Annotated in this window: 14 protein-coding genes and 2 tRNA genes; 9 read left to right on the forward strand and 7 right to left on the reverse strand. The window is 35.6% G+C overall.

What is annotated here, in order from left to right; all coding sequences use genetic code 11:
• Position 1: 1 nt before the first annotated feature.
• Complete coding sequence (locus tag DHW03_RS13945; RefSeq protein WP_109926435.1) at positions 2–2,026, reverse strand: AAA family ATPase; 2,025 nt, start codon at positions 2,024–2,026, stop codon at positions 2–4.
• A 78-nt stretch (positions 2,027–2,104) separates the two neighbouring features.
• Positions 2,105–3,961: a hypothetical protein gene (locus DHW03_RS13950; RefSeq protein WP_109926436.1), complete on the reverse strand. Its 1,857-nt coding sequence runs from the start codon at positions 3,959–3,961 to the stop codon at positions 2,105–2,107.
• Positions 3,962–4,251: 290 nt separating this feature from the next.
• Between DHW03_RS13950 and DHW03_RS13955 the strand changes: the two genes are divergently transcribed.
• The 8 genes from DHW03_RS13955 (at position 4,252) to DHW03_RS13990 (ending at position 15,443) form a co-directional block, all read left to right on the forward strand.
• Positions 4,252–5,769: an ATP-binding protein gene (locus tag DHW03_RS13955; protein ID WP_109926437.1), complete on the forward strand. Its 1,518-nt coding sequence runs from the start codon at positions 4,252–4,254 to the stop codon at positions 5,767–5,769.
• Between the two features lie 5 nt (positions 5,770–5,774).
• Entirely contained in the window at positions 5,775–8,030 is a 2,256-nt protein-coding gene (locus tag DHW03_RS13960; RefSeq protein ID WP_109926438.1) for a Z1 domain-containing protein, read from the forward strand.
• Complete coding sequence (locus DHW03_RS13965) at positions 8,027–9,016, forward strand: PD-(D/E)XK motif protein (protein WP_109926439.1); 990 nt, start codon at positions 8,027–8,029, stop codon at positions 9,014–9,016. The genes DHW03_RS13960 and DHW03_RS13965 overlap by 4 nt, the downstream gene beginning before the upstream one ends.
• A gap of 211 nt (positions 9,017–9,227) precedes the next feature.
• Positions 9,228–10,334 carry a DNA cytosine methyltransferase gene (locus DHW03_RS13970; protein ID WP_109926440.1) on the forward strand — a complete coding sequence of 369 codons (1,107 nt, stop codon included), beginning with the start codon at positions 9,228–9,230 and terminating at the stop codon, positions 10,332–10,334.
• Complete coding sequence (locus tag DHW03_RS13975) at positions 10,331–11,407, forward strand: DNA cytosine methyltransferase (protein WP_109926441.1); 1,077 nt, start codon at positions 10,331–10,333, stop codon at positions 11,405–11,407. Before DHW03_RS13970 ends, DHW03_RS13975 begins: the two co-directional genes overlap by 4 nt.
• Positions 11,400–13,502, forward strand: a complete 2,103-nt coding sequence (locus DHW03_RS13980) for a GmrSD restriction endonuclease domain-containing protein (RefSeq protein ID WP_109926442.1) — start codon at positions 11,400–11,402, stop codon at positions 13,500–13,502. Before DHW03_RS13975 ends, DHW03_RS13980 begins: the two co-directional genes overlap by 8 nt.
• A complete protein-coding gene (locus DHW03_RS13985; protein WP_109926443.1) occupies positions 13,486–14,640 on the forward strand; it encodes a DUF3696 domain-containing protein in 1,155 nt (384 codons plus the stop codon). The genes DHW03_RS13980 and DHW03_RS13985 overlap by 17 nt, the downstream gene beginning before the upstream one ends.
• Positions 14,640–15,443, forward strand: coding sequence for a hypothetical protein (locus DHW03_RS13990; protein ID WP_109926444.1), 804 nt, complete (start codon positions 14,640–14,642; stop codon positions 15,441–15,443). The genes DHW03_RS13985 and DHW03_RS13990 overlap by 1 nt, the downstream gene beginning before the upstream one ends.
• A 235-nt stretch (positions 15,444–15,678) precedes the next feature.
• Here DHW03_RS13990 and DHW03_RS13995 read toward each other — a convergent pair.
• A tRNA-Asn gene (locus DHW03_RS13995) sits at positions 15,679–15,755 on the reverse strand.
• Between the two features lie 80 nt (positions 15,756–15,835).
• Positions 15,836–15,909 (reverse strand) — tRNA-Asn (locus DHW03_RS14000).
• Positions 15,910–16,054: 145 nt separating this feature from the next.
• Between DHW03_RS14000 and DHW03_RS14005 the strand changes: the two genes are divergently transcribed.
• On the forward strand, positions 16,055–16,975 hold the full coding sequence (locus DHW03_RS14005) for a PfkB family carbohydrate kinase (RefSeq protein WP_109926445.1): 921 nt from the start codon (positions 16,055–16,057) through the stop codon (positions 16,973–16,975).
• 89 nt (positions 16,976–17,064) lie between these two features.
• On the opposite strand, the gene DHW03_RS14010 is transcribed toward DHW03_RS14005, so the two are convergent.
• The 3 genes from DHW03_RS14010 to DHW03_RS14030 form a co-directional block, all read right to left on the reverse strand.
• Positions 17,065–17,298, reverse strand: a complete 234-nt coding sequence (locus DHW03_RS14010) for a cytochrome b5 domain-containing protein (RefSeq protein ID WP_109926446.1) — start codon at positions 17,296–17,298, stop codon at positions 17,065–17,067.
• 1,154 nt (positions 17,299–18,452) lie between these two features.
• Positions 18,453–19,145, reverse strand: a complete 693-nt coding sequence (locus DHW03_RS14025) for a lycopene cyclase domain-containing protein (RefSeq protein ID WP_109926449.1) — start codon at positions 19,143–19,145, stop codon at positions 18,453–18,455.
• A complete protein-coding gene (locus tag DHW03_RS14030) occupies positions 19,146–19,679 on the reverse strand; it encodes a hypothetical protein (RefSeq protein ID WP_109926450.1) in 534 nt (177 codons plus the stop codon).
• Positions 19,680–20,085: the final 406 nt, after the last annotated feature.

Raw genomic sequence — 20,085 nt, forward strand, 5'->3', positions numbered from 1 at the left:
ATTAGGATTTCTTTTGAATTTTTTCAGCTCTCAGTCGAAGTTTAGCGATTTTCTCTCGGATCAATTCGAGTTCGAGGTCCGTAGGATGATATTCATCATACAATTGAGTCAACTTTTGTTTTAAAATTGGCTCATCAATGATTGTAATGAGGTTTTTGTGTTTTTGAGAGTCAAGTTCAATGACATTGTTTTTTGCCTTAGCTACCTCTTCAATCTTTGCCCCAATAACTTCATCTTTAATATTTTCGTCTTTTTTTAATTCCTCCAGTTCTTTTTCTGTCCGACAATAGTTAAGGTAAGCAATGGTGTCGTTGATTTTTGATTTTGCGAATTCTCCCATTGATCCCTGTGCCAGAAAAAAGCTCTGCCTCAGAAGATCGTGAATGTTGGCGGCGAAAGTATTAAAACTCTGTTCCCTTTCAACAGGAAGTCCGTTCTCTGCCAGGAACAGGATATTAGTATTGGGAAGGTCTGATAATATAAATGGTGAATGTGTCACAAAGCAAATATTTATACTTTTAATTTCTTCAAGATCGATACGGCTTAGGCAATCTAGAATATACTTTATATATGTTCTCTGCATTTCAGGATGGAAATACATTTCAATCTCCTCCAGAATTATGCATACATCCTTATATTTTACCTTATCGTCTTTCTCTTCAACTGAGTTTAGGTTAATTAGGTGGTAAAGCATAGAATTAACTGAATAAATCATTTGCTTTTCCCCAGAACTTAGGCTATCGAGCTTGATATCTATATTCGGGTTAGTAGTAGAACGCATAATAACCTCTATTTCAAATAAAGGCGGAGGAATCATTTCAATAGTATCGGCAATTTTTCTACCATACTTTTGGCGCATATCCGATAGCATTTTTTCAAGTTCAGAAATTAGGATACTTTGATCTTTTAGTTCAATATTTTGAAATAACAGAAAGTTTAAGGTTTGCCTGAGTTTGAACGTGATATGGCTATGATCATCTACTATCTTTTCAAGGAAAGCATCGATTTTATCTTCATCAAACTTTTTCGTTTTCTTACTAAAAAAGTCTCTGTATTCAGGATACTGGAGGCTTATCCTAACCAGTTTGTAAACAATGTAATCAATTGCGATATTGTATTCCTCTCCAAGATGCTCGTATTTAAAAGGATATAGTACGTTCAATTTGCTCATAAGCACTTCTCGCTGATTAACAATGTTTTGTAATGTATACATCTCGCGGTCCTTCTTTTTGTCTGCGTCAATCATCCATAGCTCTCTCATACGTTTAGAAGATTTCAGCTTAAGATTGATTTTGTACGCTTCTAAGTTTCCGGTAATGTTTCTAAAACTAAAATTGTTTCTTACGGGAAGCACTAAGTTTGCAAGAAGTCTCGACCGCAACAATGTTTTTTCATTGTTGATTTCAATGTTACCCTTGTTTCGCATAGGGGTAAGAACTATTGGTGCTTGGTAGCCGTCATTCTTGTAAAAAAGTGGATCAAGCCAGTTCCCTTCAGGATAGTCATTAACATTATAGGCATAGTGTGAATAGTTAACCGCCATTGTGTAGAAAAAAGGGCTAATTTTTTCATTTCGGATTGCCTTCTTTGGCAATGTTCGGTCAGCTTTATATTGATATAAGTATGAATCATTGCCCTTAATTTCAAGCTTTTTATAGCCATCTTGGTAATAATAAAGTGCAGCATGAAAATCAGTAAGTGGAATATATTTTCTCGGCAACTGCTGATTTGCACAGAGGTTATGAATAATCCTTAAAAGGATTTCTACCAACGCACTTTTCCCACATCCATTTTTACCAACTATGGCAGAAATATTGACATTGGTTCCATTGACGTTAAACAGGTCGTTACAAAGGCTGTCTATAGAGCTTATGTGTTCAGTGACCTCATCAATATGGTAGTTGTTATAAAAGTAATATATTTTCTCACCAGTCAATACTTTAAGGTATCTTTCATCGCATTCTGGGAGCGTTTTAACGGCAATTAGTTTAAATCCGTTGGCTGGCTCCAAATCTTTTTTCTTCATTTTGAGAACTTTAATTAGATAGTTTTCGATGAAAATAATGTTTTTTTTTTACGTAAGGAACTGCCAATAATAAACCGATCAAATTTTGTCTTTACTATCTTCTAAGTGCCTATCGCTATCTTTAACATTTTCGACATGGCTGTATAAGTCTAGGTATTCTAAATTAGATTCACCAAACTGAAATGTTACTGGAAACGGTTTGATTTTAAGAGCTTCGTTTTCTTGGCATTTAATATTATTAAAAAGTGTACTAATTACCTTTTCTGCGGGTCCAACCTCAAATCTATTTCTTGAAAACTGTGGCCAATTACAAACAGCCAAATTGTCCGCCTTTATTGAAAAACCATAACCTTTCATTCGAGCCTTGGTTCGTGAAATAGCAAATAAAAATATTGAACTCATTGGCCTTGACTTTTCGATCTTAAGTCTCAGATTTCTTGCTAGCTCAGAATTTCCATTGGCACTAATCCAAGCCGTCGTTTTAATTGCCCATCCTTCTAGTTCATGTATCAAATTACTAGCTCTACTACGCAACTTCTTAACGTCATTAAAATAAAAGTCTTGCCACTTAAGTTGAAATATTGCAAGCTCTCCGGTTAAATTATCGAAGACTACTGCATCAATATCTGTTATGATTTTTTTACCTACTCTCAATTTAATATTACCTTTGATAGTTTGATATCTAACACCAGCAAAGGAAGCATAGAGTTCTTCGCGCATCCAATTTTCCCTAGGAAGCGAAAGTTTATGTCTAGTATTTGGATTTCGAAATTCCAATAAACTAATCAGCGAAAAAAAAGGATTATATGCTATGGCACTGTAAGGGCGAAGGACAAAACCATTTCCAATGTCGATAAGTAATGGCACGAACTTAGTTGTATGCGCATTTAAAAAAATAGCTTCTGAAGGTTTAAATATCAAGATGGAAAAGGCTTTCCTAACTAATTGTTCATCAACGGATGGCAGTGCCGAAGTATCTTCAATCATCTTTTCAACTGGAGTCCAAATAGGTAGGCTCATTGGAAGATTTATTTCAGGAAGTTCCTTCGATGCTATATAAGCAAAATGGCCGTGTTTCAAATAGAAGCTCACCAGCAGGGAGATTATAAAGCAAAGATCAGCCCCTGAAAGACCCTCTATTTGTGCATCTAAATGAAATCCAGCTTCAACTCTCCAATGCCCTACTAATTCAGTTGCTACAGCCAAAAAATGCATCTCAATGTCAATTGAGCTTCCATAGCCCATAAACACCCCCTTTCCTGTGCCCCATGGATTAATTAAGGGTCTCATTATGGTCGTAATATCGTTAAGTAAAAATGAAGAAAAATTGTTTTTGCTATTTTTCGAATAAAAGTTTCCCTCTTGGAAAAAAGTTTTTGAAATATCTTCTAGTTCAAAAAAATCCCAGCCATTTAGTTGATTCTCAGAATTTTCATTGATTTTCGTATTGAGATCATTTGATTGCGAAAACTCCATTTGATCAAGAAACTGATATTCCATTTCTTTGGTGTTTTTGAAGACAAAACAATTGTCCTTTTTTTCTAAGATTAAAAGTCCAGCTTCTACCATTGCTACTGACCTCTTTATCATCACAGCACATCCAAGCTTATACAAAATTGATGTAGCAAACTTTCTAGTTATTTCGGTGCTTTCATTCAGCGGAAAGCCTGATCTTTCGATAGGTTTAAGGAAATAATAAATTGCAAGATTAAAGCCTAGTCCTAATACATCATATTCCTGTTTCGAGCATTCACCGTCCCATTGAAGTTTTTCAGAACTGCACGTCCAAGAGTCATAAACGCGCACGATTTCCATGAATAGAATAAAATTAGTTAATGGCTCAGTAGAAACTATTTCTTCTACATCTGAAATGGAAGCATTTGCAATTCCTAATAACTCATCACAATAATTTCTTACTTCGTGCTTCCCCTCCATATATTTAAAATTATGAACCACAAGTTACAATATTAAGATCATCAATATTTGGCAAAGTGTTTTAAGAAGAATTTATCAATATTCAACTAAAGAAATTATGCGCATAATATGTATATACGTCATAGAATTAGGTTGATTTAAAACTTATATAATAGCTTGGGAGGTTAAAAAATAAACTTAGAGATAATGTTGGGATTTTATGTAATTATATTACGTTGATGAATTTGATTCAATATTTACTAATTTGCAGTTTGTACCATTTCTTCAGAATGGATTAATGATTTCAACACATGGAAAACAACAGTAAAGTTAGTATTCGTCCTCAAGTGACAATGCTTTCCGTATTAAAATACATAGAATACGAAACATGGTTTGCGCTAGCTGAATTTATTGACAATGCAATTTCCAGCTATTTAAATAATAAGGAACGTCTTGAGCAAATTGAAGGTCCAAATTTTCAATTATCTGTAAAAATTGAACTTAATGAGATAGAAGAGAAGATTACAATTAAAGATAATGCTGCTGGAATTTCAGACAAAGATTATGCTAGAGCTTTTAGAGCTGCTGAAATTCCTCCTGATAATTCTGGTCTTTCAGAGTTTGGAATGGGAATGAAATCTGCTGCCTGTTGGTTTTCAGATAAATGGTCAGTAACTACATCCCCATTGGACGAAGAATTAGAAAAAAAAGTCACGTTTGACATGCAACAAATCTACTTCGATAAGATTGAAGAACTTGATGTTAATTCTGTACCAACCCCAAAGTCATCCCATTATACCAAAATAGAACTTTTCAATGTATCGAAAATACCGAAAAAGAAAGCTGTAGGGATTCTTAAAAATCATCTCAGCAGTATTTATCGGGATTTTCTGAGAAAGGGTATTTTAACTCTTAAACTCGACACCGAATATCTCCAGTACACAGAAACTAAAGTTCTTCTAGCGCCACAATATAATAAAAATGACGAAGGAGCAATAGAATGGAAAAAAAACATTGATTTTGAAATTGAAGAAGGTTTAAGTGTGAAAGGTTTTGTAGCCATTAGAGAAAAAGCATCGACAACTCATGCTGGCTTTGCGCTTTTTCGAAGAGGTAGAGTTATCCAAGGAAGTTATGATTCTGGATTTAGACCGGACTTTATCTTTGGTCATTCAAATAGCTACCGGTATCAAAGAATTTTTGGCGAATTACATTTAGAAGGATTTAATGTTAATTTTACAAAGAAAGGAATACAATGGGATGAAAAGCTTGATATATTCTTGAAAATCCTTAAAGACGATATTAGTCATGCAAATTTCCCCCTTTTTCAGCAAGCAGAGCAATTTAGGGTTCGAGCAACTGAGAAAGAATATCAAACTACAAAAAAAACACTAGATAAAATGGTGAAGGAATTTCAAGAGAAAGTTCCTGATGTCATTACAACAATAGTCAATCACCAAGAAGCCCACGAAGAAAAAATTGTTCTAGAGGTCATTAGTAAGTCCATTAATAAGACGTTTAATTTAAATTTCAATCGCACGACTTGGAATGTTGAAATAGAATTATCATACGATGAATCTGCAAAGGAGTTAATTGAAATTGCAAGTCAAACGCAGGGAATCCTTGCTAGAAATATCAATATTAGAGTATCCTTAGCACATCCTTTTATGATAGAATATGTTGGAGTGGACACCGGAAAACTTGAACCAGTCTTGAGAATGGCAGCGATTCTCGGCATATCTGAAATTTTAGCTAAAGAAAGTGGAATCAAGACTCAGGGAGAAGTAAGGAGAAATTTTAATGAGTTAATTTATAATATAGCGAAATAAATTCGATGTCAGAAACAATTGAAATAAATAGTTCTCAAGTTAACGGATGGATTCCTTTTGTTGGAGATGAAACGCTTAATCTTCTTCGCGCTAAAAAATTCACAAATAATGACGGCTCCTTAAGTGACTCAGGGAAACAAGTAAGAGATGAAACGCTTCAAATAATGGGTAGATGCGGTGATCCTAGTAAGAGTCAGAACCAGGATACAGGAATAGTAATAGGATATGTACAGAGTGGAAAAACGTTGTCTTTTACCACTCTAACTGCTATGGCAAGAGATAATGAGTACAGAATTATCATTATTCTAGGTGGGATCTCCATTAATTTATTAACTCAATCTACAGACAGAGTAAGGGAGGATTTAAGAATTGATGCACGTTATGGCTTTGAACAAGTTTGGTCACAAGTCACGAACCCCTCAACCACAGAAGACTTTTCGACCATCTCTAATATATTAGATCAATGGGCAGACCCTACTTTTCCCAATGACCGTTGTAAAACGATACTTATCACAGTCATGAAACACGGGTCACATCTCAACAATTTAAAGTTATTATTGGAGAGGTTAAATCTTAAGAGCACGCCCACTCTTATAATAGATGACGAAGGAGATCAGGCCAGCTTGAATACAAGAGCTAGATGGGCAGCAAGAAATGGTTTTGATATAGAACAGTTGAGCGAAACAGAAGTATCTACAATTTACCGTAGGATTTATGAACTAAGAAATATCCTTCCTCATCATACGTTTCTTCAGTATACAGCAACGCCTCAAGCTAATCTATTTATTAATATTCTAGATAGATTATCACCAAATTTTATCAAATTACTTACTCCTGGGGAAGAATACACTGGTGGAAAGGAGTTTTTTAAAAATCCACAACAATTAATTCGAGAAATTCCGCCAACTGAGATAGGCTCTGTGACCCATCCACTATTTTCTCCTCCAGAAAGTTTATTATCTGCACTTAGATTTTTTTATTTGGGCGTGGTGGCTGGTACTGTTCTTAACAGTTATAAAGCACCGGGGCAAAAAAATAGGTCAATGCTAGTGCATCCATCTCGACTGCAAGGAGATCATGCCACCTATTTATCCTGGTTAACGTCAATTCGGAATAGCTGGAAAAGATTGTTATCTGGCGACTACATCGAAGAGAAAGCGGAACTGTTAAATGAATTTCGAGGCACTTATGAGGAATTAAAATTAACAGTTAATAATCTTCCGTCTTTTGAAGACTTAACTGACGTTCATCTGGTACATACAATACAGTACACCCCAATTATAGAAGTAAATTCCAGACAAGGTATGACACCGCAAATTAAATGGCAGGACAGCTATGCTTGGATCTTAGTGGGTGGTCAGTCTATGGATAGGGGTTTTACGGTTGAGGGACTCACAGTAACATATATGCCAAGGAATATCGGGGTGGGAAGCGTAGATACAATTTTACAAAGAGCTAGGTTTTACGGATATAAAAGGAAATATCTCGGTTATTGCCGAGTATTTCTTGACCAAGTGACAATAGATTCTTATTCCCATATTGTCGAACATGAAGAGGATATTAGAAATAGACTTGCCAATTTTGATATCAATAATCTAGATTTAAATCGGTGGAATAGAGAAACTGTGCTGGATTCTATGTTGAATTTGACAAGAAATAATATCTTATTTGACTTTTTAGACCGAGATAATTTCAGCAACCAATGGATAAGAATTTCTGCACCACATGACACAGAATCATTAATTGAGACTAATCGCATATCTGTATCCGAATTTCTTGGAGTAATGAAAACTCACTTTATTGAAAGTTCCGGTCATCCGGAGAGAACAAACGAACAGAAGCATCTATGTGCAAAACTGTCATTAAAAGAATGCTTGGAATTATTGTTAAATAAAATAAAATATACTAGGTCAACTGATTCCGCTTCTTATTCAAGTCTTAGAGGTATTTTAAAAGAGTATGTCCAACAACATCCAGATGAACAATGCATCGTTTACTTAATGTCAGCTTTAACACTCGCGGAATGGCCTAGCCGAACCCGTGCGCTTAATGCAAATGACGAGGTGAAGAAACTTTTTCAGGGACGAAATCCAAAAACTGGCCCTGCGATATATCCTGGGGACTCAGAAATTAAAGATAGCAAAATGTTGACTATACAAATACATATGTTAAACATAAGAGATACTTTATTCGATGACGTTCCCACTCTTGCAATATGGATACCAGAGCATATTGGTAAACCTATCATCAGACAAATATGAGTTTACTTGCATTATTTAACACATTAGCTATTCCCAAATGTAGTGACCTCGAGTTGATTGAATCTGAGATCATTCCAGATTCTCCTGATTTCCGTATAGGTAAAAACGAATTAGGTTTACCAATTTTGCTTTTAAAAATCGAAGGTGAAGCAAGTAAATCAATTAAGAAAAATTTGAAATTAAAAAACCTAATTATTTTGCATGACCTGAAGTGTCGCGTTCTAAAAGGGAAAAAAGAAAAATTCGATTATTTTTCTGCGATTAAATTTTTATCATCTGATCTAGTTTTACAGGAGTTTTTTCTAAAAATGTCGGAACGCCTAATTCTATCTTTAAGTGAATCATCTAATGCATCAGAACTAATTAACCAATTAGATAAATTTGCGGAATTATTTAGAGCAATGTCCGATGCTCCAACAAAAAGTATACAAGGATTGTGGGCAGAATTGTTATTGATATCAAAATGTGAAAAATCGGATGTGTTAATTGATTATTGGCACAATAATCCTCTTGAAAAATTCGATTTTAATTCAGGTGATGAAAAAATTGAAGTGAAAAGTTCATCTAATTTTGAAAGAATACATTTTTTCTCTGCAGAACAACTTACACCTGACGAAAATGAACAAGTTATCGTTGCATCAATTTTTGTTAGACAAAGTAGTAATGGATTGAATATTTTGCAGTTACTGGAAAAAATTATAATGAAACTCAATAATGGTGCTAGATATTCTGATAAGCTTAATTCTATAGTATTCCATACTTTGGGAAATTCAATTGAACAAGCATTCACACTTAAGTTTGATTATGAACTTGCAGTTAACTCCATTAAATTTTATCATCATTCTCAAATTAAAAAAATATCTGCTACTAGCATTCCACAGGAAGTTTCAGAGGTAAAATATAAGAGTGATCTTTCTTCCATCAGGGAAATGAAAAATGAAGATTTCATTAAAGGAAAAATTCTGATGAATTGTCTGACAAATTAATATTGGAGAGACGTGGAATTTTCTCTGAAAATGTGGAAAGAATATTTCACTATGTAGCAGTCGCTTTGATATTTTTACATTTTTATTTATATTATATTACACATATTTGTTAAAGACAAATTTCTTATTACCTAAATAATGGGAAATTTTTTAAAAGTCTGTATTTTTATGGAGATTTTATGAAGATTTCTTGTTGACAACTATTAAATAAATGATTTTAGAGCAAAGGGGATTTACAGTTAATGATCAAATTGAAAAAATCATAGATAGCAAGGTAAATGCAATAGGGTTTTTTTCTGGAGCTGGGGGTTTAGATATAGGGTCTCAACTTGCAGGGGCGAAAGTTATCTCAAGTCTTGATTTTGATGTAGATAGTGTCAAAACAATGAACGCAAATAAATACTTTAATCATGCAGTTCACTACCACAAAGATATTCAAGCCGTTACAGCAGAAGATTATAAAGAATTACTTAAGGCTAACAATCCAGAAAAACTGATTCTTATAGGTGGGCCACCTTGCCAACCTTTTTCTAAAGGTGGATACTGGGTAACTCATGATAGGAGAAAGGCAAATGATGACCCACGCAACATGATTGGAAATTACTTAAGAGTGATATCTGACCTAAGGCCTGATGGATTTTTACTTGAAAACGTTGAAAGTATCTTGCATCCTACCAATAAAATTGCCGTAGAAAACCTTAAGAATTCGATTGATCAATTGGGCTATGATTTTCAAATAGTCAAATCAAACGCGTTAGATTACGGAGTACCTCAAAAAAGGAAAAGAGTGTTTTTTCTAGCTAGTAGAAAAAAATTCATAGGAGAACCTATTAAAACACACGGAAGTTCAGATGAAATTAAGTTAAATCCATCACTACTCCCATATGAAAATGTAGGGAATTGGATTGAAAAATACAATATTGAAAAATTTTTTGAAAATGAAGAATTAACTACTGGGAAGACTTACTCTCAGGAATTGATGGCTGTTCCTCCAGGAAAAAATTATATCGCATTAACGTCACGTCATAACTATCCTGACCCGAAGTTTACTGCTGGAACAAGGTTTTGGAATTTTCTTTTAAAACTGGACCCAAAACTACCATCTTGGACAATATCAGCTCAACCTGGTCCTTGGGTAGGGCCATTTCATTGGTCTGGTAGAAGGTTAAGGGTGCCAGAAATTGCGGCATTACAAACTTTTCCAGAAGATTACATATTCGTAGGAAATAGAAGATCAATTCAAAAACAAATCGGAAATGCGGTGCCTTCGCTATTAGGAAAGTCAATGGTTGAACATTTAATTTCTAATATATCATGAAGCCAAAAATTGTAAGCATATTTTCTGGTGTTGGTGGAATTGACGCAGGATTTGAGAAAGCAGGTTTCCAAACTGTTTTTGCTACAGATATCTGGGACGTAAGTTGTATTTCGTTAAAAAAAAATTTTCCTGAAACTGAAGTCGTTTGTGACGACATTCAAAATATAGATTTTGATGCTATAAGGTTAAAGCATGGAAATATCGACGGTTTAGTTGGAGGGCCTCCATGTCCACCCTTTTCGAAATCAAGATTTTATCGTAAAGAAAAAAGTCGTGGAATTGATGATGAAGATGGGTTTATAACTATTAGTAATTATTTTCGAGCGGTCAAAGAATTGAATCCTAACTTCTTTCTTTTTGAAAACGTTCATGGTTTTGTTTTTGCACCCCATAAAACCGCAATGGACATGCTTGAATTGGAAAGCGAGAAACTCGGATACAAAATTTTCCATAAAGTGCTGAACGCAGCTGATTATGGTGTGGCCCAAACCCGACAGAGGTTCATCTGCATTGGTGTAAAAAAAGCCCTTGAAGATTATATTTTTCCAGATCCGACTCATTCTAACCCGTTAGAATTAGAATTGAAGAAAAAACGATGGGTTACCTGTGGTGATATACTAAATGACATCGATTTCGATCTTGATGAAGATGTAAACATGCAAGCGGGTTCGAAGCACAAAGAATATCTCAAAGAAGTCCCTCCTGGTGAAAATTATCTTTTTTTCACTGCGGAAAGGGGTTACGCTAAGCCCATTTTTAAATGGCGCTCAAGATATTGGTCATTCTTGCTTAAGCTTTCGCCGGATCGCCCTTCTTGGACAATCCAAGCGAGTCATTCCAATAATATGGGGCCTTTTCATTGGAAAAATCGATTTTTAAGAATACAGGAAATCAAACGAATACAATCATTTGATGACAACTACATAATGGAGGGTAATTTTAAAGATCAATGGAGACAAGTGGGGAATGCTGTTCCCCCAAAACTTGCTGAAGTATTAGCAATCCAAATAAAGAAAATTTACTACACAACAACTGAAAGGTATAGTAAAAAAATGGAACTTTTACATGATTAAATTTGAAGCTAACGAAAATGGAGACGTTGTTGTTGGAGAACCTTTCACAGCATATGACGAGGTAGAGGAATTAAAGGGAATCTTTGATAATCTTAAATGGAGTCCCAATTTAATTTTCAGAGGTCGAGGTGGTTACTATCTTTTTGAGATTTCTCTCAACAATTCTTCAATCAAGCTACATATATACCTAAAGAAAGTGAGTTTTGGTGGCAGAGAAAATCGCCCTTATGAAAAACGAACTCAATTTTCGGCAGCACTTGACAGAGCTGGCTATGATGCCAAGGACGACCCAGGAAGCATTAGTTTAATTTTAGGCTTATATAAGCAATATGAGCTTAGTGAGCCGATTATCTGCGCTTGGAAAATCGAAGATTGGGGAAATAATATTGGTCGGGCGTTTAATTGCTTTACTGACATAAGGAGCATTGCAGAAAGTTATAAATCTGGCTTTGCTCAACACAAAACTTCTATAGGCCAAATTAGCTGTGCTTTTAAACAAAATCGATTTTTAGAATATATAAATCACAGAGGTATTCTGCATACAAGAATAATCGAAGCAAATGAATTGGTTGAACTTAATAATAAACCAACTTACACCGATCGCTTAGAGGAATTTGACCCAATACCTAAATTTGATGATTTATTCCAAGAAGTTATGGATTTTTTACATAATCATCAAGGAATAGGGAATGTTACCTCAATGGAGGAAAGCATTGCGGAAAACCTTGGTTTAACATATGAAACTAGACAAAAACTTCATAAGGACGGGCCTAGGACGGAATTGGGCTATCGTCTTGCCTGGGCGAGATATTATCTGAAACAAGCTGGGTTAATTTCAAGCCCAAAAAGGACTTTTTGGCAACTAACTGCTACCGGGGAATCAACGAAAATAGTGATTAAATCAGAAGTTAGAGCTTTAAAAAATCTTGAAGAAGCACGTAGCGGAGTTATTAAAGACTCTCTTCTTGATTACGAAGAAGAAGATGGTATAGAATTAGAGGTCGAATCGGAAACACAGTTTATTGAACATCCTTTTGACCCTAGTCTTGTAGATATCAGAACTAAAAGTATGTCACTTGATCTAATACTTAAAAGATTGAGTAGCATGGCAATTAACATGGAAACTAGTTTTCAGCGTAAAGCGGGGCTTTGGACTATAACAAAACAAAGTCGTCTAATTGAATCTATCTTAGTTAAGATACCTTTACCAGTATTTTACTTCGATGGATCGAGTGATGATAATTGGCTTGTAGTTGATGGTCTTCAACGCCTGACCTCGTTGGATAACTTTGTCAACAAAAAATCGTTTGCGCTTAAAAACTTAGAATTTTTAAGTCAATTTAACGACAAAAATTTTTCCCAACTTCCACCCCATTTACAGCGACGAATTGAAGAGTTTGAAATTACTGCATATATTATAGCCCCTGGAACTCCTAAAGCCCTTAAATTTAATGTATTTAAACGTATAAATACTGGAGGTCTAACCTTAACGGCTCAGGAAATCCGAAATGCGTTGAATCAAGGCGCTCCAGCAGATTTCGTCAAAAGGTTAGCTGACATGCGTGCATTTAAAATTGCGACTAACTTCTCAATTTCAGAAGATAGAATGATGGATAAAGAGTTTGTAACTCGGTTTTTAGCATTTTACTTATTCCCTTTATCAGATTATAAATCGGACATGGACACTTTTTTAAATAGTGCTATGGAAAAAATTTTAGAATTAAGCAATAATGGGGATGAACTAGAAAAAATTGCATCTGATTTTGTCAAAGCAATGGATGCTTCATATGCAATTTTCGAGACTGATGCTTTCAGAAAACGTTATTCGATTGATGACACGAAAAAGCCAATCAACAAAGCATTATTTGAAGTTTGGGCAGTATGCCTTAGTAAGCTGAGTGATACCCAAAGAAATTATCTGATAGCTAATAAAAACGCAGTTATAAAAGAATTCATCTCTTCACTCAATAACGATGAAGAGTTTAATCAATCCGTAAGTGCAAGCACAAATGATAGATCAAGGGTAAAGAAGCGTTTTGAGGTCATCGATAATATAATCAAATCCAATTTAGAAAGCCATGATATCAAAAATTAAGATAGGTAATTTTAAGTCACTCAAGGATTTAACCTTAGATTGTGGTAAATTGAATATTATAACAGGCTTGAATAGTATGGGCAAATCCTCTATCATTCAAGCTTTCCTGCTTTTGCGCCAGTCTTTTGATAGAGGTTTTTTGAAAAAAGAAGGGTTAAGTTTGCGGGGAGATCTAGTTGATATCGGTGTTGCGAGAGAAGCATTATACCAATATGCAGCAAAAGAAGAAATCCAGTTTGATTTAAACTTTGAAGGTCATGCAGATGCACATAGCTGGATCTTTGGATATCAATTAAATGAAGAAGGAAAACAATATAATTATAATGAATCGGACTTCATTCCATTTGCTGAGGATTCTAGAAATGCCTACGACTCTAACGATGTTGACTTAGCCTCTCTTTCGCTTTTCAACGCCCACTTCAAATATCTTGATGCAGACAGATGGGTAAAAAATCAATATGAACGATCTGATTTTCATGTTGTTCAAAATAGAGGTGTTGGAAGAAACGGTGAATATACAGCGCATTATTTAGCAAGTTTTGGAGAAGAAAATATAGAGGAGAGTCTTATGTACCCTGGGACTGAAAATAAAAATCTTCTCGCCCAAGTTTCAGCTTGGATGGGTGACATAAGTCCCGGCACGATTGTTAAAGCAGAAAAAATACAGGGTGTAAATTCAGTTAAGTTAAGCTATGAATTTGAAACTACAACAGGTCGGACAAATGAAGTTTCGCCACTTAATGTTGGTTTTGGAATGACTTATGTTTTACCAGTAATTGTATTGCTACTAAGCGCGAGACCAGGCGATATAATTTTAATTGAAAATCCCGAATCACATATCCACCCCAAAGGACAATCATCGATAGGGAGACTATTAACTAAAGTTGCAAATTTAGGTGTTCAACTATTCATTGAAACGCATAGTGATCATATTTTAAATGGAACTAGGGTTGGAATAAAAGATGGAATCTCCAGCGAACTTGTAAAAATATTTTTTATAGAGCGTGGCGAATTTAACACAGAATTGTACTCTCAAGCGATACTCCCTGAGATTGATAATGAGGGCGGTATTAAAAATTGGCCAAAAGATTTTTTTGACCAATCAATCAAAGATCTTAACTATTTATTTGGGATATAATGTTCTTGTTAATTAATGAATGCTCTTTAGATGAGCAATATCAAAATGAGCATGAATTTAGAGAAGCGATGCAAATATTTATATCTGCATTAGATTTTATCGCAAAACTAGATTTCCCAAAAGAGGTTTATAAAAGCAATACCCTTTTTAATCATACTGGTGTTACAGGCCTTCACTTAAATACTTTTTTAAAAAACAATCACGACCTTAATCAATTGTTTGTAGGTAATTTACAGCGTCTTGGCCCAACAATATGGGATAAAACACATGATTCTAATTCTACCTATCATTATAATACTGTTGATTACGTTGAAACCTCTCCTGCTGAATTGACAGAGCGTCGTATAGTAAATGCAGAAAAACCAGGCTTTTTATTCAACTTTTTTAAGTCGAATGCTTTTTCCGAATCTGTAGAATTGAGTATCTCAAAAAATTCGACCATTAATGTCGAAGTGGATTGTAATTTTGATATTGACACTATTTATAATTGGTTAGTTGAAAATGGTCTAATAACCCCTAGTCTAACTTATGACGAAACATCCAAGCTTAGTCCCTTAGATCAACAGACCGTGTTAAATGACACAACAAAATTTACTCTTACTAAATTACGAAACCAAGGAAGAAAAGTGTATAATAAAGTTGGAAGTGGCGAACTTTGGGTGGTAGACAATTCTAGAAAGCACGCGGGAACTAAGGCACATATTGAAGTTTTCGACGAAAATACGAAAGAACACTTGGGTACTTCATTATATAACAAAGATGAACTGGATAAGAATTTCAAAGTTCCAAATAGAAAACTCTGAATAAGTTAAGTGGCTCAATAACCAATATTTTCCAGGCCTTAAGGATTTCATTGGCTGTATTTTTAAAATAATAGCATACTTATTGCCCGCAAGGGCCCCGAAAAATTCACTTTTGAAAACTTGAAACATCGAACCGCTAAGGTGAGTTTTTTGTTTGCCCTTATCTATCAGATTAACAGCAAATTATGGGCTAAAAAAAGAGGGCAAGCGACCGTTTTACCGTGCTTGCCCATTATGGCTCCCTCTGCTGGGCTCGAACCAGCGACCCTCTGATTAACAGTCAGATGCTCTAACCAGCTGAGCTAAGAAGGAATGTTTGTCCTGGTTAATTAACCAAAAATGAATTGGTCATTGTATCATAAAAAAATCCCCACATTGCTGTGGGGATTTTGCTCCCTCTGCTGGGCTCGAACCAGCGACCCTCTGATTAACAGTCAGATGCTCTAACCAGCTGAGCTAAGAAGGAGTGCCGGTTGTTTCCTAAAACGAGGTTATTTGTGCTTTGCAGTACATATGCCCTTGTTCGTTTTGGGAATGCAATATTAGGGCTTTTAAATTATTTATGCAATATTTGCAGAGAAAAATTTTAAAAAAAAATTAAATAAACATATATGAGCCTGATAATCATAGGTACTGTAGCTTTTGATGCTATTGAAACTCCATTCGGAAAAACAGATAAAATTGTTGGTGGAGCCGCAACTTACGCCAGTTTGGCTGCTTCTTACTTCTACAATAAAGCGAAAATTGTTGCAGTAGTAGGTGATGACTTTCATAAATCGGATATTGATATTTTTACCGAGCATGGAATTGATACCGAAGGTTTACAAATTAAAGCCGGCGAAAAATCTTTTTTCTGGTCAGGAAAATACCACAACGATATGAATAGTCGCGATACTTTAATTACAGAATTAAATGTATTGGAAAATTTCGACCCAATTATCCCAGAAAGCTATCAGGATTGCGAATATTTAATGCTCGGCAATTTAACGCCACAAGTGCAACAAACGGTTATTAAACGACTTAAAAATCGTCCTAAACTAATCGTTATGGATACCATGAACTTCTGGATGGACATTATGATGGATGATTTGCTGGAAACCATTAAAATGGTAGATGTTTTAACCATCAATGATGCCGAAGCTCGTCAGTTATCAGGAGAATACTCCTTGGTTAAAGCCGCTAAAAAAATCTTAACCATGGGACCAAAATACCTCATCATTAAAAAAGGTGAGCATGGTGCTTTATTGTTCCACGAAGATAAAATTTTCTCTGCCCCAGCATTGCCTTTAGCAGAAGTTTTCGATCCCACTGGCGCTGGCGATACTTTTGCAGGTGGTTTTATCGGTTACTTGGCTAAAGTTGGCACCATTAACTTCAATAATATGAAAAATGCAATCATTTATGGTTCTGCCTTAGCTTCATTCTGCGTAGAAAAGTTCGGAACAGAAAAGTTATTAAACCTAACTGACGAAGAAGTTGCCGCAAGAATTCAAGAATTTGTAAACTTAAGTGCCTTTACTATAGAGCTTTAGCATAGGCCAATCAGGTACATCTTAACGCTTAAAGCAATCCCCAGGTTGTAGAAATAAACATCTTAATCTGGGGATTCTCTTTTTCAGCTCTAACCCAACTTAGCAATTGCTGTGAATTTTTCAAAAACAGCATCAGTATGTGGTGCATCGGGCAATTCGTCTGTTAAATCTTGTCCCGCCCAATGCTCGTAATGCTTACCATTTCGCCACAATCGACTATCGGTCATGTCGTAAATTAAGCCCTTATAAGCTACCCAAATTTGTGGTTTATCTTGTCCGTTTCTTAAAGCCAGTTGTTGTTTGGAGTAAAGCGGTAAGTTCATTTTATCTGTTTTATATCGCGAAGCGCAAATGTTGTGCAAAATAATACATTTCTTTCCACTTTAACGGTTTGCAAGGCGCGGAAAAAATGGAAACAAAGCTTATTTTGATGAAGAGCAGGCCAACCCTCTGCCAAGAAAGCCAACAGTTCATTTACCAAATAAATCAATCAAATATTTTTTTGAAGCGCAAATGTTGTGCTATGCAATAACTTTCCTCCCGCTTTTCGCTTTACGCTCTCGATGAAAAATCGAGATTCGTGCCCGCTCCAATCGGGGCTAATTTGCAAAACCTGCATTTCATTTCAACGGCTTGCTAGGCGCAGAAACAATGTACCCAAACCTGATTGCAATGAAAAGCCCGCAAGCCAGGCACGAGCGCGGACTTGTAATGAAAAGCAAGGCCGAACCTCCGCCAAGAACGCCAACCGTTCATTTACCAATAAATCAATTAAATATTTTTTTGAAGCGCAAATGTTGTGCTATGCAATACCTTTCCCTCCCGCTTTTCGCTTTACGCTCCCGATGAAAAATCGAGATTCGTGCCCGCTCCAATCGGCGCTAATTTGCAAAACCTGCATTTCATTTCAACGGCTTGCAAGGCGCAGAAACAATGTACCCAAACCTGATTGCAATGAAAAGCCCGCAAGCGAGGCACGAGTGCGGACTTGTAATGAAAAGCAGGGCCAACCCTCTGCCAAGAACGCCAACCGTTCATTTACAAAAAAAACCAATTAAATATTTTTTTGAAGCGCAAATGTTGTGCAATGCAATACCTTCCCTCCCGCTTTTCGCTTTACGCTCTCGATGAAAAATCGAGATTCGTGCCCGCTCCAATCGGGGCTAATTTGCAAAACCTGCATTTCATTTCAACGGCTTGCAAGGCGCAGAAACAATGTACCCAAACCTGATTGCAATGAAAAGCCCGCAAGCGAGGCACGAGCGCGGACTTGTAATGAAAAGCAGGGCCAACCCTCCGCCAAGAACGCCAACCGTTCATTTACCAAATAAATCAGTCAAATATTTTTTTGAAGCGCAAATGTTGTGCAATGCTCCAATCGGGGCTAATTTGCAAAACCTGCATTTCATTTCAACGGCTTGCAAGGCGCAGAAACAATTGCCGTTAAAAACGACTCAACTTTAGTTTTCTAAAAAAATTAAGCAGCAAACGTTTTTGATGATTTGCTTTTAAAATACTCATACAAGTAAATATTAAGCAAGAGCAATCCCATTAAATAAAAATGATCTTCTAAAGGAATGGTGCCCACCCGAAAGCCCAAATTTTCTTGATTGTTGTAAATAACTACCGGAATGGATGTTAGATATCCATTTACAATGTAAAATGGAATTAAAGATACTAAGTATGCCCTAAAAAATTTGTACATAAACCTAAACTCTAAATTTACGTACTCTACATAGGCCAAAACAAAAAACAGAAAGCCAAAATTAATCAGTGTGTACCACCTGTTATAGCCGAAAAACAAAATGGCTAAGCACAAACCCAAAAATAAATTACTAACCGCTAGGCTGTATTTCTGTAAGGTATTTGCTGGAAAATAAGCGTTTAAGCACTCATAAATAAAAATGCAAGCGTAAGGCACAGTTAGAAAGAAAAGCATTTCTTCTAACGGCAGGCCGTATAGTCCAATTCCTATAATATATTTTGGGTTAAACGACCACACATGGAGTTTTACGAATAGTAAATCCCAGATTAAGAACACAACACCTGTTATCAGAATTGCGGGCAAAACAAATTTCCATTTGCTATAAAAATGAACTTTTTTATCGAAAGAGAGCGCGAATGGGAACAAAATAACGCCGATGTTAATGAGCAAGTAGATATATTTCATTTAGATATATTTCTTAAAAATTTTAATTTCTGCGGGGGTACAGCGGTTACTCTGAATCATAAAATTGGCAACATTTTTAATCAATTCTGCATCGGCAAGGCCGAAGTTATTGTTTTGGTAATGTTTAACAATTTCTTTGCGATCTATCGTTAATTCTTTGCTAAAGCCTAAAAAAGCCGGGGTAAAGTGCTGAATAGAAAAACGCATAAAACGGATTTCCATATTTTCTTTATCCAGATTAACGGCCCTTTCCATCGTTTTAATAGAAAGTTTCACATACTTAATTTTATTGTAAGGGTTCCAAGCGTGTTTGGCTTTTAAGGCTTCGAGCGTGCCAGCGTAGGCGGTAACCAAAGCTGATTTATTCGGAAGCTTGTTCAATTTATCAGATAAAGAATCTGTAAGCCTCGAATCCTCAACTGCTTTAACCAAATCTAATTTAAGTGTGGCAATTTCTTTTGGTGATAATTGAGCTTGAGCCAAATGAAGCCCCATACCGCAAATAAAAAGAAAGATGAATTTTAATTTAATCATGTGTTAAGCAAAGGTAATAAAAGGGAATTGCTTTTCTTTTAAGGTTTTAAATACAGCTAGGTTTAGAGGTGTAAATCAAATCCGAATCATAGCAGAGAAATCTTAAACTTAGCTGGATTATCACCGCCAAGGTACGTGTCCGCACGTACCCTTATTTGAACTATTTTATTGATTCGTGAAGATACGAACCAAGGCAAAGGAGAGGACAGATTCAATTTTGTCCCACCGCCAGGTTATGTGTCCGCACGTACCCTTATTTGAACTATTTTATTGATTCGTGAAGACACGAACCAAGGCAAAGGAAATGACAGATTCAATTTTCGTCCTTTCAATCATAGCGAAGAAATCTTGAACCTAGCTGGATTATCACCGCCAGGGTACGTCTCTGCAAGTACCCTTATTTGAA

The sequence above is a fragment of the Pedobacter yonginensis genome (assembly GCF_003173595.1).
Classification (GTDB): domain Bacteria; phylum Bacteroidota; class Bacteroidia; order Sphingobacteriales; family Sphingobacteriaceae; genus Pedobacter; species Pedobacter yonginense.